Annotated in this window: 20 protein-coding genes; 9 read left to right on the plus strand and 11 right to left on the minus strand. The window is 43.4% G+C overall.

The annotated features are described in order from the left end of the window. Positions 1-9: 9 nt before the first annotated feature. A complete protein-coding gene (locus tag DWX43_RS22620) occupies positions 10-789 on the minus strand; it encodes a Uma2 family endonuclease (protein ID WP_118621972.1) in 780 nt (259 codons plus the stop codon). Positions 790-1,021: 232 nt separating this feature from the next. Between DWX43_RS22620 and DWX43_RS27110 the strand changes: the two genes are divergently transcribed. The 6 genes from DWX43_RS27110 to DWX43_RS22645 all read left to right on the plus strand — a co-directional run bounded on the left by DWX43_RS27110 (position 1,022) and on the right by DWX43_RS22645 (position 6,807). Beyond that, positions 1,022-1,195, plus strand: a complete 174-nt coding sequence (locus tag DWX43_RS27110) for a hypothetical protein (protein WP_181368869.1) — start codon at positions 1,022-1,024, stop codon at positions 1,193-1,195. A 20-nt stretch (positions 1,196-1,215) separates the two neighbouring features. Next, a complete protein-coding gene (locus DWX43_RS22625; protein ID WP_109733868.1) occupies positions 1,216-2,853 on the plus strand; it encodes a peptide ABC transporter substrate-binding protein in 1,638 nt (545 codons plus the stop codon). 78 nt (positions 2,854-2,931) lie between these two features. Then, positions 2,932-3,852 carry an ABC transporter permease gene (locus tag DWX43_RS22630; RefSeq protein ID WP_109733869.1) on the plus strand — a complete coding sequence of 307 codons (921 nt, stop codon included), beginning with the start codon at positions 2,932-2,934 and terminating at the stop codon, positions 3,850-3,852. Positions 3,853-3,861: 9 nt separating this feature from the next. Beyond that, positions 3,862-4,785, plus strand: a complete 924-nt coding sequence (locus tag DWX43_RS22635) for an ABC transporter permease (protein WP_109733870.1) — start codon at positions 3,862-3,864, stop codon at positions 4,783-4,785. Between the two features lie 14 nt (positions 4,786-4,799). Then, entirely contained in the window at positions 4,800-5,852 is a 1,053-nt protein-coding gene (locus DWX43_RS22640) for an ABC transporter ATP-binding protein (RefSeq protein ID WP_109733871.1), read from the plus strand. Beyond that, complete coding sequence (locus DWX43_RS22645; RefSeq protein ID WP_109733872.1) at positions 5,845-6,807, plus strand: ABC transporter ATP-binding protein; 963 nt, start codon at positions 5,845-5,847, stop codon at positions 6,805-6,807. The genes DWX43_RS22640 and DWX43_RS22645 overlap by 8 nt, the downstream gene beginning before the upstream one ends. Positions 6,808-6,871: 64 nt before the next feature. On the opposite strand, the gene DWX43_RS22650 is transcribed toward DWX43_RS22645, so the two are convergent. The 4 genes from DWX43_RS22650 to DWX43_RS22665 all read right to left on the minus strand — a co-directional run bounded on the left by DWX43_RS22650 (position 6,872) and on the right by DWX43_RS22665 (position 12,311). After that, on the minus strand, positions 6,872-7,942 hold the full coding sequence (locus tag DWX43_RS22650; protein WP_118621974.1) for a Xaa-Pro peptidase family protein: 1,071 nt from the start codon (positions 7,940-7,942) through the stop codon (positions 6,872-6,874). Positions 7,943-7,971: 29 nt separating this feature from the next. Then, complete coding sequence (locus tag DWX43_RS22655) at positions 7,972-9,219, minus strand: aminopeptidase P N-terminal domain-containing protein (protein ID WP_118621976.1); 1,248 nt, start codon at positions 9,217-9,219, stop codon at positions 7,972-7,974. A 31-nt stretch (positions 9,220-9,250) separates the two neighbouring features. Further along, positions 9,251-11,566 (minus strand): beta-L-arabinofuranosidase domain-containing protein, encoded by a 2,316-nt coding sequence (locus DWX43_RS22660; protein ID WP_118621978.1) that lies wholly within the window; start codon positions 11,564-11,566, stop codon positions 9,251-9,253. Between the two features lie 133 nt (positions 11,567-11,699). Then, positions 11,700-12,311, minus strand: a complete 612-nt coding sequence (locus DWX43_RS22665; RefSeq protein ID WP_118621980.1) for a nucleoside recognition domain-containing protein — start codon at positions 12,309-12,311, stop codon at positions 11,700-11,702. A gap of 97 nt (positions 12,312-12,408) precedes the next feature. Here DWX43_RS22665 and DWX43_RS22670 point away from each other — a divergent pair, with 97 nt between their 5' ends. Beyond that, positions 12,409-13,485 carry a GGDEF domain-containing protein gene (locus DWX43_RS22670; protein ID WP_109733877.1) on the plus strand — a complete coding sequence of 359 codons (1,077 nt, stop codon included), beginning with the start codon at positions 12,409-12,411 and terminating at the stop codon, positions 13,483-13,485. Here DWX43_RS22670 and DWX43_RS22675 read toward each other — a convergent pair. Next, the gene (locus DWX43_RS22675) at positions 13,482-15,233 is read right to left on the minus strand and encodes a DUF885 domain-containing protein (protein WP_118621982.1); all 1,752 of its coding nucleotides are present in this window, start codon (positions 15,231-15,233) and stop codon (positions 13,482-13,484) included. The genes DWX43_RS22670 and DWX43_RS22675 overlap by 4 nt on opposite strands. Positions 15,234-15,380: 147 nt before the next feature. Between DWX43_RS22675 and DWX43_RS22680 the strand changes: the two genes are divergently transcribed. Beyond that, the gene (locus tag DWX43_RS22680) at positions 15,381-15,917 is read left to right on the plus strand and encodes a nucleoside recognition domain-containing protein (RefSeq protein WP_109733898.1); all 537 of its coding nucleotides are present in this window, start codon (positions 15,381-15,383) and stop codon (positions 15,915-15,917) included. Positions 15,918-16,045: 128 nt separating this feature from the next. Continuing rightward, positions 16,046-16,702 carry an ABC transporter ATP-binding protein gene (locus DWX43_RS22685; protein ID WP_118621984.1) on the plus strand — a complete coding sequence of 219 codons (657 nt, stop codon included), beginning with the start codon at positions 16,046-16,048 and terminating at the stop codon, positions 16,700-16,702. A 661-nt stretch (positions 16,703-17,363) separates the two neighbouring features. On the opposite strand, the gene rsmI is transcribed toward DWX43_RS22685, so the two are convergent. From rsmI to DWX43_RS22710, 5 genes are all read right to left on the minus strand, one after another. Continuing rightward, complete coding sequence (rsmI, locus tag DWX43_RS22690) at positions 17,364-18,212, minus strand: 16S rRNA (cytidine(1402)-2'-O)-methyltransferase (protein ID WP_109733880.1); 849 nt, start codon at positions 18,210-18,212, stop codon at positions 17,364-17,366. A gap of 49 nt (positions 18,213-18,261) precedes the next feature. Continuing rightward, positions 18,262-18,975: a tRNA1(Val) (adenine(37)-N6)-methyltransferase gene (locus DWX43_RS22695; protein WP_109733881.1), complete on the minus strand. Its 714-nt coding sequence runs from the start codon at positions 18,973-18,975 to the stop codon at positions 18,262-18,264. Beyond that, positions 18,965-19,870 carry a stage 0 sporulation family protein gene (locus tag DWX43_RS22700; RefSeq protein ID WP_109733882.1) on the minus strand — a complete coding sequence of 302 codons (906 nt, stop codon included), beginning with the start codon at positions 19,868-19,870 and terminating at the stop codon, positions 18,965-18,967. Before DWX43_RS22700 ends, DWX43_RS22695 begins: the two co-directional genes overlap by 11 nt. A gap of 4 nt (positions 19,871-19,874) precedes the next feature. Then, complete coding sequence (gene holB, locus DWX43_RS22705; protein WP_109733883.1) at positions 19,875-20,870, minus strand: DNA polymerase III subunit delta'; 996 nt, start codon at positions 20,868-20,870, stop codon at positions 19,875-19,877. Positions 20,871-21,045: 175 nt separating this feature from the next. Then, positions 21,046-22,008: a LysM peptidoglycan-binding domain-containing protein gene (locus DWX43_RS22710; RefSeq protein ID WP_118621986.1), complete on the minus strand. Its 963-nt coding sequence runs from the start codon at positions 22,006-22,008 to the stop codon at positions 21,046-21,048. Positions 22,009-22,032: the final 24 nt, after the last annotated feature.

The raw sequence follows: 22,032 nt of genomic DNA on the forward strand, positions 1-22,032 counted from the left end.
CTTCCCACATCATTTCCTTTCATAAAGGAACCTGATATGTTCATACACTTCCTGAAAATCAATAACGCATTCCCCGTCCCATATCTGCACCGGTATCTTCGCATCAAAACCATAAATAACAGGATATTCCTCATGTTCAAAATCATATACGATTACCTTTTTATTGATCGGGTCAATCATCCAGTACTCCCTTACCCCGGCATTCATATACTTATTCAGCTTAGTGACCATGTCCTTTTTTCTGGTGGATTTGGAAAGTACTTCAATTACAAAATCAGGCGCGCCATAAACACATCTGTTAATGATCTTATCCCTGTCACATACGATAATAACATCCGGCTGGACCATCGTCTTATCGTCGCAGTCCAGCTGGATATCTAGCGGTGAAATCATCGGAAGACATGTCCCTTTATTATCCATGACATGACCAAGCAGTTTTGCATAAATAAATCCGGCAATCAACTGGTGCGGGGAGGTGGGAGCGGTCATGTTGTAGAAAACTCCGTCGATAAGTTCCACCCTGATGTCATCTGGAATCTCATAATAATCCTCCAGAGTATATTCCCCCTGCTGTTTCATAGCATAAGTGCTCTGTGCCTCACGGATATATGCATCCCCTGAACTGCCCAGCAGTCTCTCTAACGCCTGAAGCGTCTCATAACGCGGGGAGGACGTGGCACCGTTAAAAACCTTCTGTACAGTCCCGAGCGGGACACCTGATAATTCTGAAATCTGGGCATATGTATAACCCAGTTCCTTCTTTCGTTCCTTCATTTCCTGAATCGTCATAGACATACATCCTTTCTTTGAATAAAAAGCGGCTTGTGGATGGACTTATATTGTTTATCTGATTATTTTTAATATAACATCTAACACTCCAAAAAACAACCGCATTTTTATATTTATATCCGCAAAATATCCATATTTTAATCTTTTCCCATAATATGCTATACAGATATGTGCAAAACAATTTCATGTTATTATAAAAATTCAATATCTGGCATAAAACGAGGATAAGACTATGGAAATACAAGTGGAAATTCTCTTTTCTGTTGTCACTAATTATGATATAATATATCCATTATCCGGAGTTCCAAAAATCATTCAGGATATATATCTTTACGGTAGAACCAGGGAATTATATGGAAAATATAAGGACCTGTTAAGTGCTACACCCAAGCTTATAAAAGTATAGGCAGAAAGAGAGGAGATCTTATGAAAAAGAGAGTTTTAGCAGCACTGCTTGCTGCGACAATGGCAATCGGCATGTTAGCCGGCTGCTCAACACCAAAGACAAACAAGCAGGAGGATTCCAGTTCTGAGTCTGGAGAAAAGGTATTTCGTTATTCCTCAAGAACAGAGCCAACGACTCTGGACCCGTCAAAGACTAACTGTATCCCTGATTGTGAGATTCAGCATGCCATTACGGAGGGCCTCGTTAGAAATACTGGCGGCGAGGTAACACCAGGTGTTGCATCAGACTGGACCGTTTCTGATGATGGTCTTGTTTACACATTCAACCTGAATCCAGATGCAAAGTGGAGTGATGGAGAGCAGATCAAAGCAGGTGATTTCGTATATAGCTGGCAGAGACTGCTGGATCCCGACACAGCCGCACCGTATGCATTCATTGGTGAGTACATTAAGAATGGTCTTGCAGTTGAGACTGGTAAGATGGAGCCTTCTGAACTTGGAGTTGCTGCTGTGGATGATGTGACATTTGAAGTAACGCTGGAACATCCGACAGCATATTTCCTGAGTATGATCGGCGCACAGCCACAGTTCGCGCCTCTTCGTCAGGATATCGTTGAAAAGTACGGCGCAGAATTCGCTGCTGATGCCGAGAAGAATATTTACTCAGGTCCTTACGTACTGACAAGTGCCAAGAACCAGAAATGGATATTTGAGCCAAATGAAAATTACTGGGACAAAGATTCTATTAAACTTGACCGTGCAGAGCTGAGCTATGTACAGAATCAGGAGACGGCCCTTGCAATGTACGAGTCAGGAGACCTGGATTATTCTGAGATTCCTTCCGCAGCAGTACCAACCTATGAAGGCAAGGATAATACATTCCGTAATGGTAATGTAGATTATTACTACTTCAACTGCGATGAATCAACGGGTTCCCCGATAGCAAATAAGAACTTCCGTCTGGCACTGAACTATGCACTGGACAGAAATTCATTTAACACATTGGCTAACAACGGTGTACATGTACCAAGTAACGCTCTTGTATTCAGCGGATTATCAGGAGCTAATAGCACGTACGGCGAAGAATCCAATCTGGAATCCTATCCTCTTGATGGCGATAAAGATAAAGCAAAAGAGTATTTAGCCACTGCATTAACAGAGCTTGGCAAATCAAACGCATCTGACATTACAGTTACAATTACAACAACAGATGCTGATTCTGCTAAGAAGCAGGCTGAGGTTTGCCAGGAAATGTGGAGCGATGTCCTTGGTATCAATGTTGAAATCAATCAGGTTACATACGCAGAAACATTAAAGCGTCAGCAGAGCGGCGATTATGAGATCGCATGGGGCGGCTGGGGAAGTGATTACGATGATCCATACAGCTACCTTGAGCTTTTCAAATCAGACAGTTCCTACAACTACAGCCGCTTCAAAAATGACAAAGTGGATGAACTTCTGGCTGCTTCCCAGACAGAGACAGATGCAGCCGCACGTATGGATCTGCTTCATGAAGCAGAGCAGATTATCATAGACGAGGCAGCATTCCTGCCTCAGGCAGAGAGAGATGTTCATTACCTTCTTGATGAAGATGTAAAGAACGTTAAGTTCTTCTACTGCAGTGTTAATATTGATTGGGTATATGCAGATATTCAGTAATCGCATACCATTATAAAATTTTATCGCTGCCCGGGGATACCGGGCGGCGAATTTATTCGTATACAAGGAGGATTACGCATGCGGAAGTACATATTAAAGCGTGTGATAGCTGCAGTCCTGACGATGTGGGTGCTGATTACCGCCGTCTTTTTTCTGATTCGTCTGATGCCCGGAGACCCATTTCAGAATCCAAAGATGACCGCTGAGGTGCGGGCAAATCTGGAGAGCTATTACGGATTTGATAAGCCACTTATTGTACAGTACGGTACATATATGAAGAATCTGTTTCAGGGTGATTTGGGCTATTCGATGAAATTTACTAACAAAACAGTTAACACGATTATTGGTGAGACATTCCCGTTCTCCGCGGACCTGGGAATCCGCGCACTTGTGCTGGCGTTGTCAATGGGACTCGTGCTTGGAATTATTTCGGCAAGAAACAGAGGAAATAAGCTGGATTTTGTCTGTGTTATCATAGCGGTTCTGGGAACCAGTATCCCCGACTTTATTATGGGAGCTATACTACAGTATGGATTTGGTATTAAGTGGGGGCTCTTGCCTGTAGCACAGTATAACGGCATAAAATATACGATTTTGCCTGCGTGCGCGCTGGCGTTTTACACATTGGCCTCGGTTTCCCGTATCATGAGGGCAAGTATGCTGGAAGTTTCCCAGCAGGATTATATTAAGACGGCCCGCTCAAAAGGTGTGTCTGAATTGAGAATCACATGTAAGCATCAAATACGAAATGCAATCATGCCTGTTATGACTGTAATGGGACCAACGGTAGCATCAGTGCTTACCGGAACCTTTGTTATCGAAGCTATTTTCGCCATTCCCGGAATGGGAAAATATTACGTAGAAAGTGTGTCAAACAACGACTATTCTATGGTATTGGGTATGACGATTTTCTACGGTGTATTTTTGATTTTGTGTAATCTGGTTGTAGATATTCTGTACGGCGTGGCAGATCCGCGTGTACGCATTGGCGAAAGGTAGGTGAGAGAAATGGCAGAATTAAATAAAGAAGCTTTTATAATACGCGGGAAAGACACCACCCGCATGGAAAACATCAGCAGGCCATCCCTCTCCTTCTGGCAGGATGCATGGAGACGCCTTCGGAAGAACCGGAGTGCATTTATCGGACTTTGCATTGTTGTGCTTTATGCATTGCTGGCTATTTTCGCACCGATGTTCAGCCAGTACACACAATCCCAGATGGATATCAATGCAAGAAGCGCATTTATCTCCAGCGCTCATTGGCTCGGCACAGACTCTACAGGACGCGACCTTTGGGTGCGTATCTGGATGGGAGCGCGTGTATCTCTTAGTATCGGCCTGATTGCAGCAGTTGTAAATATGTGTGTAGGTGCTGTAATCGGCGGACTTTGCGGATATTACGGCGGTAAGCTGGATATGATTGTGATGCGTATTGTAGACCTTTTATACGGAATTCCCAGTCTAATTATCACCATCCTTGTTATGATGGTACTTGGTAAAGGTATTACACCGCTGATCGTAGCCATGTGTGTCGTTGGATGGATTGGGACATGCCGCTTTGTACGTGGCGAGGTATATCGTATTAAGGAGCAGGATTTTGTCCTTGCTGCCAGAGTACTCGGTGTACCGGACTTTAAGATTATTATTAAGCATATGATTCCAAATATTCTTGGAATGCTCGTAACAAACCTGTGTATGGCAATCCCGGGAGCTATTTTCCAGGAAGCCTTTCTAAGTTACATCGGACTTGGTATTACACCGCCTGACTGTAGCTGGGGAGTTATCTGCAAAGAAGGAATTCAGTACCTGCGCTATTCACCGCATCAGGTGCTGATACCGGCATTTTTTGTATGTACGACCATGCTGGCTTTGAACCTTCTCGGTAACGGCCTGCGTGACGCAGTCGACCCAAGACTGCGCGGAACAGAATAGGAGGAGTCGTAGAAATGACCGAACGAGAAAAGATACTAGAACTGAAAAATGTAGTATATTCCTTCCATACATACGGCGGCGAAGTAAAAGCTGTGCGTGACGTAAGCTTTGAAGTAAGGAAGGGAGAGATACTTGGAATTGTGGGTGAGTCTGGCTGCGGAAAAAGTGTTACAGCCCAGTGCATTATGAGACTGAACCCGGAACCGCCGGGATTTTTCGAGGGCGGCGAGGTACTTGTTCACGGTAAAGATGTTTTGAAAATGACAAAGAAAGAGCTGCGTAAGCTCCGGGGGCAGGATATCGGGTTTGTATTCCAGGATCCTATGACATCCCTGAATCCAACCATGAAGATTGGCGCACAGATTGAAGAAGTATTTTTAGGGCGCACTGATGTAACAAAGAAAGAAGTGAAGGAAAAAGCCCTTGAGATTATGAAGCTGGTTGGTATTTCAGATGTAGAGAAGCGATATAAACAGTACCCCCACGAATTGTCAGGTGGTATGAAGCAGCGTGTTATGATTGCCATTGCCCTTGTGAGCCGCCCGGACATTGTTATCTGCGATGAGCCAACTACTTCTCTGGATGTAACCATTGAGGCACAGATCCTTGATCTGCTTCTTGAACTGAGAGAAAAACTTGGAACGTCGATTATTATTATTACACATGACCTGGGCGTTATCGCACGTATGTGTGACCGGGTGGTAGTTATGTATGGCGGCAAGGTTGTCGAAAAAGGTACCGTACAGGAAATATTTTATGATACAGCTCATCCATACACAAAGGGCCTGATGGGCTCCATTGCGAAGCTGGATACAGCAAAAGGAGCAAAACTGACCCCTATCGATGGTACACCCCCTGATTTATTCTTCCCCCCGAAGGGATGTCCATTTGCAGCCCGTTGCGAATACGCTATGGATGTATGTAAAGACAATCCGCCAGGCTGCTACCATATAACAGATGAGCATATTACAAATTGCTGGCTCCAGCATGAATTTGCTCCTGATACGGACATGAAGAAAGCAAACGCAGCAATACTTGAGGAAGGAGAGGTGAAGACGGATGAATAATAATGAAAAACAGCCTCTCGTGCAGGTAAGGGATGTATGTAAGTACTTTAAAGTCGGGAAAAAGGCTTATCTAAAGGCAGTAGACCATGTTTCCTTTGATGTCTTTAAAGGTGAGACAGTAGGTGTCGTTGGAGAGTCTGGCTGTGGTAAATCCACCCTTGGCCGCTGTATGATTCGTCTCTACGAGCCTACAGCCGGGGAAGTGATTTACGATGGCAAAGATATTACAAAGCTTTCCAAAGAGGAGCAGAAGCAGTTCTGCCAAAAAGTACAGATGATCTTCCAGAACCCCTATGCGTCGCTTAATTCCCGTATGACAGTTAAGGAGATCGTAGGAGAAGGTTTAAAGCAGCATGGAACACCCAGAAAAGAACTGGAGGAGCGTGTAAAAACGCTTCTTGAAACGGTAGGCCTTAATAAGGATCATATGTCCCGTTTCCCTCATGAGTTCTCGGGCGGACAGAGACAACGTATCGGTATTGCCAGAGCACTTTCCGTAGAGCCGGACTTTATTATCTGTGACGAGCCGATTTCAGCCCTTGACGTGTCTGTACAGGCACAGGTTATTAACATGCTGAAGGAGCTTCAGGAGAAACGTGGACTGACCTACATGTTCATTGCCCACGATTTGAGTGTAGTAAAATATATTTCAGACCGCGTAGTTGTTATGTATCTGGGAACAGTGGTCGAGACTGCTGAGACGGAGGAGCTTTACGGCAACACTATGCATCCTTACACAAAAGCGCTGATTTCCGCCATTCCAGAGGCAGATCCTGATAGGGCAAAAGCGAGCCAGCGTATTCCGATTAAGGGCGAGATTCCAAGTCCTATTAACCCGCCGGAGTGCTGCCGGTTCGTGGAGCGGTGCCAATATGCAACAGAACGTTGTCACAAAGAGCAGCCTGAACTTCGCGAAATGACTCCGGGACATTATGTAGCATGCCATCTTGTGTAATCTGATGGTACCATCTTTGACGTAAAAATCCGTGGAATGCATGAAAGCTTTCCACGGATTATTTTTATAGTTCAATTAATTCTTTTGTCGCACTAATGAGGTTCTCATATCCATCTTCTGTAATCAGTACCTGATCTTCAATCCGGACTCCGCCCCAGCCCGGGATATATAGTCCGGGTTCAACTGTCACAACGTTTCCTTTTTCAAGTACTGCTGTAGAATTCGAACCCAGGAACGGAATCTCATGTACGAATACACCTACTCCATGTCCGATGCCACCATAGTTATACTGCTCGTACTCTGTTCCTCTGATGGCTTTTAAAGATGCTTCATAGGTTTCTTTTCCAGTTGTTCCGGGTCTTAAGATGGCTTCAAAATCTTCTACCATCTGCTGCTCCAGTCCATAAACCTCTCTCTGCTTTGCTGTTGCCTTCCCTAATACAACTGTTCTTGTCATATCTGATAAATAGCCTTTGTACTGGCAGCCGTAATCCATCAATACAAAGTCTCCATATTCCAGTGCTTTTGAAGAAGGAATCCCATGCAGTAAAGAAGTTCTTGCCCCTGAAATCAGAATTCCACCGTAAGGTTTTGTATCAGCACCTTCCATCACCATATAGTGTGACAATTTCGATGCCAGTTCTTTTTCTGTTACACCAACGCGAATATCTTTGATGATTTTCTCAAATGCCCTGGAAGCAATGTCACAGGATATACGCAGACATGCAATTTCTTCTTCTGATTTAATTGCACGGAATGTTTCTATCACATCTACGGTAGGAACGAGTTCTGCCTTTGCCTTATCTTCCATTTCTTTATAGTCCTGAAAGGTTACCTTATCTGATTCAAACCCCACATTTTTAATATGCTCTGTGCTTATAATATTACCCAGAGCATCACCAATGGTTTTCCCGGGAGTACGCCAATTATAAATCTGATAATCCGGGCATTCCTCAGCAGCCTGTTCTGTATATCTTGGATCGGTTATAAAATATTTTTTGTTTTTAGTAATAACAAGGTATGAATCATCCCCTGTGTATCCACTGATGTATCTTACGTTTGCAGGACTGCTTATGTAAAATGCCTCCAGGTTTTCTTTTTCCATATACGTTAATAATTTCTGTACGTTGTTCATCTTTGCTCCTCCTATGTGGCATTACCACACTATTTCATGATTTCTTCAATATCCTGCCATCTTCTCGGTATATTTGCGGATAAATTTACACAGCCGTCTTCTGTAACCAGACAATTATCTTCCAGCCTGAAACCAATTCCCCATTCTTCATGATAGATACCCACATCAATGCAGAATACCATGCCCGGTTCTGTCAGCCTGCCTTTTACATCAACCACGTCATGCACATCAAACCCAATATGATGTGCACCGCCATGCCACATATAAGTGTCTATGTCATCCGCATTATCCAAAACTCCTGCTTCCATTAGCTGCCGGCAGTTATAGCTTTTTATCATCTTATCAATATCCATAGCTGGAATACCTGGTTTTACGGTTCTGAACATATACTCTGAAGTATTGTATGCACATTCGTATAACAGCTTTTGTTTGTCTGAATATTTCCCATTACAGGGCCATCCGCGGGAAACATCCGTAGTCACATGGTCATAGTTGACTCCTACGTCATTTAAAACCATATCTCCATCACACACCTGCCCCATATAACTATAATAATGAATACAGAAATTGTTCTTTCCACCGGAAATAATCGAAGGAAATCCTGGCTCTAAAAGTCCATGCTGTGCTAATACAAAATCATAATATGCTTTATACTGGTATTCATACATCCCTGGTTTTGAATGTTCCATCATTGCAAGGATACCTTCTCTTGTGATTTCCTCTGCCTTCTTCAGCGCTTCAATTTCGCAAGGTTTTTTGATCGTTCTTAAGGTCTTTAAGATTGCTCTTGCACTGTCAATTTTAATGTCCGGATATGTTTCTTCAATATAAGATTGAATGCTCCGGGCCGGATATCTGACATTTCCACCAATGGTGCTTTCATCAATATCCAAATAGACAGTATCCACCTGTCTTTGCGAAAGTGTCTGCTCTAACATTGGCTGAAATGCTTCCAAAAAGGCGTAGTCTGCAACACCTGAGACTGCTTCTGCCTCTGGCATTGTCAATCTCCTTCCAGTCCATCTTTCTTTCATCTTATCTGGTGGGAGAAGAAACAAGGTTTCTTTTATGTCACCTGTTTCTGTGACCTGTCCCCAAAGAATGCTTTCCTTTTGTTCCACTCCTGTCAAATAAACAAAATTTCTGTTTGCAAAGAATGGGTAATCTTCATCATTCGTTTTTCGAAGCTCCTCCCCACTAAAAATAAGTACCATTGAGGATGGTTTTAAATTTCGGTATAATGCAGATCTGTTTTCCTTATAGAATTTTGCGTCCATGACTGCCTCCTATATTCTGACTTAAGTAATACTAATACTCCATGACGAAATATACCTGATAAGATTGTTCGTCAATTTGATAAAGTGGTATAAACGAATATCCCTGACAGTGAAAAACCAACTCTTCACCATCCCTTTTCCACAACGTTTCTAATGGTTTGTCCCCTTTCTTTACATGGATATGCTCCAGCTCATCCGTAACTGCTGCCAGTACATAAGGGCCATAAAAAAGCGTCGTTAATTCCGGAACATCTGGCGTCGTCCTAATATGCAGTCCACAGGGATACTCCAGTTCCAATCCCACAGTTCCCTGTTCAAAACAAAGATCTGCCACAATATATCCCTCTTGCTCTTCTGCCACTTGTATCTCCTGGTTTACTTTTAGTTTCACTTCACCCTGACACCAGTCTGGTTTGCGAAGTTTTACTCTTTTTATTATAGGCCTCGCAGATTCCTTTGACAAGCGGGAAATCTCCAATACAATCTTTTCCGGATGATTACTTTCACCGTACTGTACAATTTCATATCCACCCTTATCCCATAAGATTTTAGATGGAATAAACTGATTGATATAAAGGGTCTCATCCCCATAAAAATAAGCACTGTCTAAATATTTAGAATGACTTTCCATTCCGGTTCCATGACAGCAGGAATTTTCAAAAAGGAACTCCCTTTTCGCCCCGGCCTTTAACGGGAAAAAATAGGTACTTTCACCTGTTTTTTTCTTGTCCAGACCCGGCACGATATGATTGAGCACCGTTCGTTCATAGTAATCCATATAATCTGCCCTTGGTTCATATTCATAGAGCATCTTCGTCAGTTTCAGCATATTATAGGAGGCACAGCTTTCTGCCGTACTGTCTGTAAGCAATCCCCCAATCCGGTTTCTGGCATGAAACATCTCTGCTTCCCCAACGCCACCAATGGAATACGAATGGAAACGTGTTACAACGTCCCAAAAGAATGCAGCCCTTTCATAATCAGGGGCCTCTTTCGTCGCATCAAAACGCTTCAGCATTCCAATGATTTGCGGAATGTGTTGGTTGGCGTGTATACCACTTAAGGCATCGATATGATTTTCTAATGGCAGTAACAGCTTTTCATTATCAAACAGACGTGCTGTTTCTATATATTCTGTTTTCCCTGTATATTCGTATAGCCAGATCAGGCTTTCATTAATTCCCCCAAACTCTCCTGCTATATAAATGCTCCACATCTTTTCCAGTTGTTCCGGGTGTAGTTTTTTTAATCGCGCTGTAATCCAGTCTCCTAATCCTTCTGCCACCTTCAGTGCGGTTTCGTTCCGGGTAAAACGATAGCTGTCTATGAGTCCTGCTAAAATTTTGTGCATGGTATAATAAGGCGCCCAGATTTTGGGATATGTAACATATTGCTCCAATAAATCAAACTGTTCCTGAGAATATGCACTTAAAAATCCTTTCTGGTATCCTTCTAACCGGCCAAAAGCTTCCTGACATTTTTGCAGTTCCTCTACCAGATAGTCTGCTTTTTCCTTAAAACACTCTTCACCTGTACTATGGTAAGCCAGTGCCAATGCAGTCAAAAAATGCCCTGTCGTATGCCCTCTTAACAAACCCTCTGGAGAATCCCATCCCCTCATTGGTTTTGCCTGTCTGACAGGAAGTCCTGCTGCCTCCCGGAAACTATAGAGAAACTGGTCTAAATCTTGCTTTTTTAAATACGTATGCATGTTCTGTTGTGCCTCATAATAAGGCGAACCTTCCAATAGTATCAGATTCCCTGCATCTTCTGTATCACTGATACTGATGGCCTTCTTTTCTTTATTGCAAATGTCTGCCTTGGATTCCTCAAGAACCTGAACTTCCAGTGTAACAGCTTCTTTCGTGTCCTTAACTTTTCCAGAAAAAAAGTATGTACCACCATACTCAAATAAATGCATCCGGTTCTCATCCCATTGGACTTCTTTTACAATCGTGTCTCCATCCTCCGTATCCACCACAGTGTACGCTGGAAGCATATATTCCTTTCCTTTGTTCACCCTTACTTTCAATGGATATACCTTTTGAATGGTGTCTTTCTTCACTTCTTCCAATACTGTAATATCATAGACTTGTGTTTTGCAGACCTCCCCATATGTAAATGTTGCCGTTAATTCAATTTTCCGGTTCCCCATTCCATATGCAGGTCTTCTTACGGTTCCATCCGGCTGCAAAATACCTTCATGAGAAGATTCCCATGTAATGACGCTCCCATTCTTCCCCTTAGTTGGAAGATCGAGGTTAAATTCTACGGTATTCAAATTTCCCAGATAAATGGCATGAATGTCTTCTTCAATCACATTTTGTTTTTCTGTCGTTGTCATCATGATAATCTATTCCTTTTGTTTAAGCGCGTGTCCGATTTTTCTTCATCATAACACATTACTTAACATCAAACCAGAGTGTGTTTGATAAATCATGTATACGGATAATGTCCCGCTTAGAGTTCGGAGGACCCTTTCAGGCCCTCCGCCTTTTCGCCTTCATCTTGCAATAGACCATAGCCACCATCGTGCTCGCCGCCGTCGCCAGTATCCCCGCGCCGACGATCCCCGCCGGGTTCACAGATCCGTACTGACTCCTATAAGCTATCACATTCACTGGTATCAATTGCAGCGATGAGATATTCATGATTAGAAACGTGCACATCTCATCCGAAGCCACTCCCGGTTTTACTGTATTAATCCCCTTCTGCCGCCTCTCCTTTTCGAGTTCTGCAAGTGCACTCATGCCCTGCAGCCCGGCCGGTGTCGCCGCCCAGCCCAGCCCAAGGAAATTGGCAATAAAGTTTGTTGTTATATACTCATTCGCCTTATGTCCTTCTGGTATATCCGGAAACAGAAACCGGATCAGCGGTCTCATTTTTTTCGATGCCATTTCTATAATTCCCGCTCTTGTCGCGATCTCCATCATCCCTACCCAGAATGACATAACACCCATCATAGTAATACACAATGTTACACCCTCTTTCGCAGAATCCAGAGCGGCATTGGTGATATCCGGCATTTTGCCGTTAAAAGCGCCGAATACGACTCCTATTATGATCATGGCTGCCCACAAATAATTCAGCATTTCTTCCTCCTTTGATTTTTTTAAGATTAATGTAATATTTCTGTGATTTTTATGTTACAATAGACTCAAAATAACTTCATGATTCGAGGTACCTGTTATGATTCCATATAGTAATTTTTATGTTGAAAATTATCATACATATTATGAAGACATTGCTGATAAAAATTTAAAGTCCCTGCGTCTTATATCCATGCTGGGGACAATTGCAGGAATTCCTCTGATTGTTATTTCACTGGTAATTGAAGAATTTCTAACCGCTACGGGAGCATACATTACGCTATTTCTTGCATCCTTAATTTTGAATATACTTACTAAAACATTTCTAAAGAAACATATACATGCCATTCCTATTGCTTTTTATATCACATATTCGGTCATTATGTCTGCCGCAGTTTATCTCGGCACTATAGCACAGCCTGATATGAACGCTGTCACATTTATTGTGTTTTTGGTCGTTCTGCCTCTATTTATGATCGATCTTCCGTCGCGAATGTGTTTCTTTATGAGTGTGTTTTCCCTTATATTCTGTATTATGACGAGATACTTTAAAGTTCCGTATGTTGCATCTTACGATATCATTAATACCGTTATATTTTTCCTGATCAGTATCCTGACTTCTCATCAGTCTAACTACCTGAATATGAAGCAGGTTATGTCCAATAATATTCTGGCAATCCAGAGAGATACAGACAAGATGACCGGCCTGTGGAACCGTGGTTTCTGTGAAAGAAAGATCACGGCATTTACTGCTCAGAATGGTTCGAAAGGTGCCCTCCTTGTCATTGATATTGATAATTTTAAGCTGGTCAATGATTCCAAAGGGCATGACTGTGGAGACCGGGTGCTCAAGGAGATTGCATCTGCACTGAAGCATTCCTTTCGTTCAACGGATATTATCGGACGGCTCGGCGGGGATGAGTTTATCGTCTTTCTTCCTGACTGCATTGATCCGGAGATCATCCGGCAGCGTATTTCCAGATTTCTTGAAGATGTCGGTAATATCAATGACTCTGCCGGAGAAGAGATTCCGCATATAAGCGCAAGCGTCGGAGTCGCCTTTTTCCCGGAGGACGGCAATTCTTTTAAGGAACTGTTCAAGCACGGTGATGAAGCTCTTTATTTATCTAAGCAAAACGGAAAGAACCAGTATGCGTTCTACCATATTTTACATTAATGGTTCGTCAGTTTCCCCATATATTCTTCCACGAGTGTAAATGGTGCAGGCCCGACAGAGAGCACCGCCTCGTGGAATTCTTTTTGTGAAAAATCATTGCCCTTTTGTTTTGCCCATTCCTTCTTCAATTCCAGAAATTCCACATATCCGATATAGTATTTTAGATAGTTTCCCGGTGAGCCGATGATCAGTTCATAAATCCGTTCAATCACTTTACTGTCTTTGATTCCATAGTTTTTAAAAAAGGCAATGGTGTCAATCTTACTCCATCCTTCATAATGGATTCCCATATCGGCAAGTGCATATAATCCGAGAATAATCGAACTGTTTTTCTGCAGCAGTGTGGCCTGCTCCTTACTCAGCGAAGAAAGATAATAACTGCACATCTCTGCATAGGTTGCCCATCCCTCTACATATCCGCCAAAGTTGAAGATACTCCTTAATGGGTCCGGGTCTGTTCCTGCATAGTAAACAGTCTGGTACAGGTGTCCCGGGTAACCCTCGTGGGCAAGAGTTGTATATAATGTAAGGTTATTGCTCATCTGTGACTGATTGACATAAATCACATTTTCTTTCGTGTTATCGATTGCCGGTATCATATAGAAAGCCGGGCTTAAATGTTCTTCCATTGCTTTCGGGACATATTTTACCTGAGTCACAGTCTCAGGATGCTCCGGGAATGACTTCCCTGTCTTCGATTCCAGTTCATTCAGAATCGTAACTGGGTTGTTATCCTCCATAGCAGCCGTTTCTTTCGCTTCATTCCCTGCAATCTGGAGAACTTCTTCCATAGCCTCCAGATCTGATATGATCTGCCGTCTTGTCAGATCTTCCAGCTCCGGTACTGTCCTGCCCGACCCGGTCGCTTCTTCCACAATCTGCTCATAATAGTTTTTTCCATCAGGCAGGTGGCAGAGTCCCTCTTCATTTTTTCCGGTTCCCTTAAGGCTCTGCACTGCCGAAACCAGTCGGCTGTATGCCGGCAGGACATAGCTCTGAAGCATCTGGGCATTTTTCTTAATATAACTGCTCTGCTGTGCACTTGAAATATTCAGTTCCTTGAGGCGGTCCACAAAAGTAGAAATCAGATAATTACTCTCCCCCATTTCCATAAAGGCTGTGCACTGGGCAATAACCGTGTCAGCCGCATAATCCGCCATAAACAATCCGGCTTTTGATTTTTCCTTCTCAAATGCAATCAGAGAATCGAAATAATCGGGAGTGGTCTGCATGAGTTCCAGATATGTATCAATATCTTCCTCACTGTAGAACTGATATTCCGACAGCAGTACCGGAAGCTGCGTCTGGATTCCGCTGACCAGTCCCAGAGGCTCCTCATATAAAAGATAATTTGCATTTTTCTGGGCCATTTGTAGATAATAATCCAGAACATCATAAGTCAGTTGGTTTTCCACAGACAGGCTGTCATAAGAAAACTGGTTCAAAGCAGCTTTCAGGTTCTCGTAAGAAGCCTCAGCAGCTTTTGAATCTGCCGAAAAGCTTCCGAATGTTACCGGGTCCTCCCTGATCCCGTACTTTTCCGGATCCTTCAGGGAATAATGGAGGCTGATCGAATTCGAGGAAACCTCCTGGCAGAATACTTCATTTGTAAATGACTGGAATGTTTTATTCTGATTGGCGCCGGACTTCTGGCTGCACCCCGTGAACAGCAATGTACCTGCTATGCTGATAGTAAGACAAACGGCAAGAAGCCGCTTCTTTATATGTCTGGGAAATAGAGATGGCATAAGAACTCCCCTGATATCTTTGCTTTATTTTATGAAAAAAAGAAAGACGATATGCTAAACGAAGGCATTTCCTGTAATTTCTATACATTGATTTTCAGAAAAAGGCATATAAATAAAGCAATAGTAAATAACCGGCCGAGGTATTTCATGCAGTTTTTTCTTTATATCACAGACTTTATTGTTCCCTTTATCATACTCGCCATCGTCACCTATGGAGTCCTGATGAAAACGAACGTATACGACAATTTCATCAAAGGAGCCAAAAGCGGGTTCTTCACAGTCATAAAGATCATGCCCACCCTGATCGGCCTCATGGTCGCCGTCGGTATCCTGCGCGCCTCCGGTTTCCTCGACTTCCTCTCCTCCCTGATCGGCCATTTTACCGCGTACATAGGCTTCCCCGGAGAGCTCGTCCCCCTTACCATTGTAAAAATGTTCTCCTCCTCCGCGGCAACAGGGCTGCTTCTCGACATCTTTAAAGAATACGGCACCGACTCCCGCCTCGGACTCATCGCCTCCATCTCAATGGCATGCACAGAAACCATATTTTACACCATGAGCGTATACTTCATGACCGCCAAAATAAAAAAATCACGCTACACCCTGCCCGGCGCACTGCTCGCAACCTTCGCAGGACTCGTCGCAAGTGTGCTCCTCGCGGGGATGATGTTCAAAGGGGTCTGACCCTTTTGAGCTCCGTTTTTCGAATTTTCAGATACAATTCAGAAAATGAACTGCAAAAGGGTCTGACCCCTTTGCATTGCCATATGGGATGTGCTAAAATTGTGTTAAGAAAAAGCGGAGGTGTTTCTATGGCCAGTGTGACTTTGAAGAATTTAAATAAAACTTATCCCAACGGATTTATTTCCGTTAAAAATGTTTCTCTTGAAATTGGAGATGGTGAATTTGTAACATTCCACGGTCCAAGCGGCTGTGGTAAATCTACGATACTCCGCATGATAGGCGGACTGGAGGATATCACTACCGGGGAAATTTATCTGGGAAAGGAACTGCTTAATGACATCCTCCCCAGAGACAGGAGCCTTGCAATGGCTTTTCAGAATTATGTACTGTATTCTCATTTTAACGTTTACGATAACATGGCATTGGGGCTCAGACTGCGCAACCTCCCCCGCGGAGTCATTGATACCCGCGTTAAAATAGCTGCCGATTTCTTCGGTATTTCGGGCATCATTGACAAGAAAATCCGGTCTATTTCTGAATCGGAAAAACAAAAAGTTGCCCTGGGACGGGCTATTGTATGCCATCCAAAAGTCTTGCTTGTTGATGAGGATTTCGCAAGGCAGAATGAACAGTGCCGTCAGGAAATGATCGCAGATATCAAGAAAATCAATAAAGATTTGGGGATAACTGTGCTCTATGTGACAAATAATTATGATGAAGCAATTACACTCGGAACAAAAATTGTTTTTATGAAAGAAGGGGAAATTACAGAAGTACGTCAGTAAAATAGTTTTTTTAAAGCTGCCGTATATTAAATTTTTTATACAGAATATTGGTACTACCTGATCTGCATTGTATCATGTCCTGTTGAGAGTTTATTGTATGCGGCAGCTGTTTTTATGTACTTTTATTTTTGTAGATTTGCATTTAAGTGGCTATTTTAAAAAATATCTATGCTTTCATTCAAATATTTTTCTTTAAATGAAAAGACGTATTGCAGCTTATGCAATACGCCCTAACATGAGTTCAATCCAAGTCCTATGTTATAATTCCGGATTCTTAAATGTCTTTCCTGTCTGAACATGATGTCTCTCCCCGCTGCCTTACATGATACTGATCTCTGATGTCAAAACTGTTGCCTTATCTGATGCCTGTCCCAGATGTCCTGCCTGTTGTCATATCCTTGATGTCTGTCCCAGATGTCCTGCCTGTTGTCTATCCTCGATGTCTTACCTGATGTCATATTCCTGAGATCTTACCTGACGTCAGCACTGATGTCATATCCGAAATTTTGCAAAAAGGTGCCGCGATATCCGCGACACCGTTGTCAGCTTGGTTCACTTTGAACTTGGTTTTTATTTTATACTCACTCGTTCAAAACGTCAATGTGATATTTTTCTAAAATAATCTTAGAATATCAACAAATTTTTAACAATCTTACTAATTTTATTCCCCCCTGCCTTCGAGGTAATTATAAATCTCCCTCTTCTGCACACCACGGTCTTTTGCCACCTTTTTCATGGCATCTTTTTTACTGAGGCCTTGTGACAGATATACATCCATGTGTTCTTGAACGCTCATCTCTTCCCACTTTTCACGCTCTTCCCGCACGGCATCTTCTCGGTTCCTGCCCTCAATAACAAGCACACATTCCCCCTTAGGTTCATTATTTTCATAATAAACCGCTGCCTCTTCAAGGGTCGTTGCAAATGCCGTTTCATGACGCTTCGTCAGCTCCCTGCACACAGTTACCCTCCGGTTTCCTAAATGCTCAAGAAGCAGCTTCAGAGTCTTCACAAGCCTGTGAGGAGCTTCATACAGGATCATCGTCCTGAATTCTCTCTCCAGCTCCTCCAACACCCAGGCCCGCTCCCTCTTTTCCGTCGGAAGGAACGCTTCAAATACAAATCTCCGAGTGGATAAGCCGGATAAAGTGAGCGCCGTAATGCAGGCCGCCGCACCGGGAAGTGATGTCACTGGAATTCCTGCCTCATAACACATCTTAACCAGTTCCTCCCCCGGATCAGATATCCCGGGCGTCCCGGCGTCAGTTATCAAAGCAATATCCATCCCATCCTGCAGCTTTTCCACAAGCTTTTTTCCCTTATCAAACTTGTTATACTCATGATAACTCGTCATAGGCGTCTGGATTTCAAAATGATTCAGCAGCTTAATACTGTTGCGGGTATCCTCCGCAGCTATCAAATCCACCTCTTTCAGCGTGCGGATCACACGGAACGTCATATCCTCAAGATTTCCGATGGGAGTCGCACATAAGTATAAAGTTCCTGACATAAACCCTCCTTAGAGGACGTAATCTTTTTCAGGTTTACTACGTCCCAAATTAACTTTTGCCCTGTACCTTTTTGTACATGATTACCGGCGGTTCTACTGTCACCCGGGATTTACCGCCTTTTATCCCCTCTATCATCACCATTGTTGGTTCTTTATCCACATAAGGGTGAATAAACTGCAGCCGTTTTGGTTCTATTTTATACTGATTCATCTTCACCATGATCTCTGCAAGCCGGAATGGCTTATGTATCATGTAAAATCTGCCCTTACTTTCCCGCAGCATTTTCCCGCTCTCTCGCAAAATATCATCAAGTGTACATAAAATTTCATGCCGGGCTATTGCTTTTGCATCCTGTGGGTTTTTAAGTCCGTGCTGATCCAGCATATATGGTGGATTTGTTACGATTACATCAAAAAAGGCCGGCCCCAGTATCTCAGCCGCCTCTTTTATATCTCCTGTTACGATATCGATCTTATCTTCAAGCCGGTTGTGAATCACACTCCGCCTTGCCATGTCTGCGCTCTCAGCCTGTATCTCCAGCCCTGTAAAATGGCTGCCGGATGTCTTGGCCGCCATCAGGATTGGCAGGATACCAGTCCCGGTTCCTAAATCTAGCACAGTCTCATCCTTTTTTACTCTGATAAAATCAGAAAGCAGCACCGCATCAATCCCGAAACAAAAACGTTCCGGGTTCTGAATGATCTCGTACCCGTCCAGCTGCAGGTCATCGAGCCGCTCCCCGGGATATAATTTAGTTGTCATCTAATTTCGATGCTCCTTCACCTTTCTCAAGTTCTGCAAGCTTCTTCATCTCTTCCCTGGATACTTTGGCCTTCCTGCGCCTTGGCTTGAATTTCAGTTCCTCCGCTTTATATTCCCGGATCTCCTTCTCATCATTCTCCAAAGTTACAATTACCTTGACCAGCTTTCTTAACACGCTCAGTGAATGTACGGTTCCGGTAAGCCCCTCAGCTGTTGTGACGGTATCTCCAAGGGACGGGAGCTGACTGTTAAGCTCCTCGTAAGTCTCTTCCTCATTCGTCAGACAGCACATCAGGCGCCCGCATACACCGGAAATCTTCGTCGGATTCAGGGACAGGTTCTGTTCCTTCGCCATCTTAATCGAAACTGCTGCAAATTCGGAAAGATAGGTGTTACAGCAAAGGGGCCTTCCGCAGATGCCAATTCCCCCGCGGATCTTAGTCTCATCCCTCACACCAATCTGCCTCAGTTCAATCCTTGTACGGAAAACCGCTGCCAAATCCTTTACCAGTTCTCTGAAATCGATTCTTCCGTCAGCCGTAAAATAAAACAATACCTTATTATTATCAAATGTATATTCTGCATCTATCAGCTTCATCTCAAGCCCATGCTTGCGGATTTTCTCGAGGCAGATCTTGAAAGCCTCTTTTTCTTTTTCCCGGTTCTTCTCCTCCACTTTGCTGTCCTGCTCAGTAGCTACCCTGATCACAGACTTCAGCGGCTGAACCACCTCTTCATCCTTTACTTCCTTAGGCCCTGCAACGACACGTCCAAACTCAACGCCGCGCGCAGTCTCTACGATTACATTATCACCCTGCCTGATGTCGAACTTCCCCGGCGCAAAGAAATAAATCTTCCCGGCCGTACGGAATCTCACACCTATTACTTTAGTCATCCTATTAGTTCTCCTTTATTGTCAGTAAAAGCAATTCCATCGTCAGCTCAAAGTTTACATTTGCCTTAAGCCTTGACTTTGCTTTCTCAAGTGCATCTAAAATTATCTCAATCCCTTCATAGGAACTCTTATTTGCACGATCCTTGATATACTTCAGCTGGTCTGAAAAAACCACCCTGTCCACATTGCGTGTTGCCTTATAGATCAGCACGTCACGGTACCATATCGCGATCACATCCAGATAATCCGAAATCTCCAGCTTGTAGGACATACATCTCTTCACGGCATCGATCAGTTCATTCAGATCCATCTCGTTAATATTTCGCAGCAGATGAACTGCCTCTTCCTTGATCTCATTAAAATGTTCGGACGTAGCAAGCATAATGGCTTTGCCCATATTACCCTGCGCAAATGCCACACAAACATCCGCCTTATAATCTGGTATCTCCATCTGCTCCATCAGATACTTCTTCACAAGCTGGTCCTTAATGTTACGCAGCTTAAGCATTACACATCTGGACCGTATCGTCGGCAGCAATGTCTCAGCATTCTCCGTCAGCAGCATGATCACGGCATACTCCGGCGGTTCCTCAATTGTCTTCAGGAGCGCATTCTGGGCCTGAACAGTCATCATATCCGCATCGGCAATGATATATATCTTGTATCTGCTGCTGTAAGGCTTGATCACAATATCATTATTCACCTGTTCCCGGATATCATCAATACTGATGGTACTCGGCTTCTCGTGTGTCACTTTGATAATGTCAGGCTGGTTATTATTAACCGTCTGCTTACAGGACTGGCACTTGCCGCACGCATCCCCGTCTTCTTCCCTGTCCTGACACTGCAGGCTCATAGCAAACAGGCTGGCAAGCAGTTTCTTGCCGGACCCCTTTTCCCCATTTAGGATATATGCATGGGAAACCTTGTCCGTCTTCACTGCATTCCCTATATATTGTATAATATTCTTATGTCCCACTACATCTTTAAATCCGCTCATAAAATCACCTGCTGCCTCTTCTATTTTCCCTTTGTAAGTTACTTTTCGTATATTGTACTACAGGTATCTTACAAAGTTGTGAACTACTCATTAAGTATATCATAATTTTTCGTGAAGATATAGTCCATAAATGCGGGTTTTCTTTGATATTTTCTTACTGCCCGGAGATGGATATTCAACTGATTCTTATAATCTGTCCCGGAAAAATCAGATCCGGATTACTGATACCATTAATCTGGGAGAGTCGCTGATAGCTTGTACCATACTTGGATGCAATGCCTGACAATGTGTCACCATTTTGAACAGTGTATGACTTTGATGAAGCCACCACACCGTTTATTTTAAGAATCTGGCCCGGGTAAATTAAATCTGGATTGGCTATGTTATTGATCTTTGCAAGCTGCTGATACGTCGTTCCATATCTCGCCGCAATCTGGCTCAATGTTTCACCTCGTTGTACAGTATGCGTCCTTTCTTCAGTACCTGTCCCATTTTGCGGTTTGAATTCTGGTTTCCCATCCGGTTTGGTGCCGTGCTGCTGGGTCTTTAGTCCTCCACTAATTTCATTTGGAAAATCCCTGTAGCACTCATTCATATCTGTGTTTCCATTGATTCCTGCTACCCGTCCGGTACTGCTGTACTGCCACATATCCTTATTTTTGCCAGTATAATCACAAGTACTGTTATACTGCGCAATCCACTTGGTAAACCGATCCAGCCCGGGAAGATATTGATTCCACCAGTTCAAATTTGCGTAAATACCACACCAGTATCCAGCTGACTCTATCATATCCCCAAACCGTTTCGCACGCTCCACCGCTCCTGCCTGTGTCCCCGGTTCCTCCAGATCCAGATAAACAGGATATGATAGCTTGTACCCCTTTATCAATCTCAGTACATGCTGTGCCTCACTTTCCGCCTGTGCCATGCTGACTGCATAACTGTACAAATATGCCCCAAACGGTATTCCCAGCCTTGTGCATTCATCCGCGTTGCGTTTCCAGTATTTATCATCCTGCGATTCCATATTATCTCCGTATCCACACTGGATAATCACACCATCTATACCTGCACTTTTTACCTGCTCCCAGTTAATCTCTCCCTGCGCATAACTTACATCAATTACTAATCTTTTCATATATACGTCCTTTCCATCTGATAT

Origin of the sequence: Clostridium sp. AF19-22AC, assembly GCF_003479085.1 — a bacterium.
In the GTDB taxonomy this organism is placed as follows: Bacteria; Bacillota; Clostridia; order Lachnospirales; family Lachnospiraceae; genus Faecalicatena_A; species Faecalicatena_A orotica.

Coding starts and splice junctions, on each gene's coding strand:
- DWX43_RS22620 (WP_118621972.1), bottom strand. CDS start 789: ATGACGATTCAGGAAATGAAGGAACGAAAGAAGGAACTGGGTTATACA.
- DWX43_RS27110 (WP_181368869.1), top strand. CDS start 1,022: ATGGAAATACAAGTGGAAATTCTCTTTTCTGTTGTCACTAATTATGAT.
- DWX43_RS22625 (WP_109733868.1), top strand. CDS start 1,216: ATGAAAAAGAGAGTTTTAGCAGCACTGCTTGCTGCGACAATGGCAATC.
- DWX43_RS22630 (WP_109733869.1), top strand. CDS start 2,932: ATGCGGAAGTACATATTAAAGCGTGTGATAGCTGCAGTCCTGACGATG.
- DWX43_RS22635 (WP_109733870.1), top strand. CDS start 3,862: ATGGCAGAATTAAATAAAGAAGCTTTTATAATACGCGGGAAAGACACC.
- DWX43_RS22640 (WP_109733871.1), top strand. CDS start 4,800: ATGACCGAACGAGAAAAGATACTAGAACTGAAAAATGTAGTATATTCC.
- DWX43_RS22645 (WP_109733872.1), top strand. CDS start 5,845: ATGAATAATAATGAAAAACAGCCTCTCGTGCAGGTAAGGGATGTATGT.
- DWX43_RS22650 (WP_118621974.1), bottom strand. CDS start 7,942: ATGAACAACGTACAGAAATTATTAACGTATATGGAAAAAGAAAACCTG.
- DWX43_RS22655 (WP_118621976.1), bottom strand. CDS start 9,219: ATGGACGCAAAATTCTATAAGGAAAACAGATCTGCATTATACCGAAAT.
- DWX43_RS22660 (WP_118621978.1), bottom strand. CDS start 11,566: ATGATGACAACGACAGAAAAACAAAATGTGATTGAAGAAGACATTCAT.
- DWX43_RS22665 (WP_118621980.1), bottom strand. CDS start 12,311: ATGCTGAATTATTTGTGGGCAGCCATGATCATAATAGGAGTCGTATTC.
- DWX43_RS22670 (WP_109733877.1), top strand. CDS start 12,409: ATGATTCCATATAGTAATTTTTATGTTGAAAATTATCATACATATTAT.
- DWX43_RS22675 (WP_118621982.1), bottom strand. CDS start 15,233: ATGCCATCTCTATTTCCCAGACATATAAAGAAGCGGCTTCTTGCCGTT.
- DWX43_RS22680 (WP_109733898.1), top strand. CDS start 15,381: ATGCAGTTTTTTCTTTATATCACAGACTTTATTGTTCCCTTTATCATA.
- DWX43_RS22685 (WP_118621984.1), top strand. CDS start 16,046: ATGGCCAGTGTGACTTTGAAGAATTTAAATAAAACTTATCCCAACGGA.
- rsmI (WP_109733880.1), bottom strand. CDS start 18,212: ATGTCAGGAACTTTATACTTATGTGCGACTCCCATCGGAAATCTTGAG.
- DWX43_RS22695 (WP_109733881.1), bottom strand. CDS start 18,975: ATGACAACTAAATTATATCCCGGGGAGCGGCTCGATGACCTGCAGCTG.
- DWX43_RS22700 (WP_109733882.1), bottom strand. CDS start 19,870: ATGACTAAAGTAATAGGTGTGAGATTCCGTACGGCCGGGAAGATTTAT.
- holB (WP_109733883.1), bottom strand. CDS start 20,870: ATGAGCGGATTTAAAGATGTAGTGGGACATAAGAATATTATACAATAT.
- DWX43_RS22710 (WP_118621986.1), bottom strand. CDS start 22,008: ATGAAAAGATTAGTAATTGATGTAAGTTATGCGCAGGGAGAGATTAAC.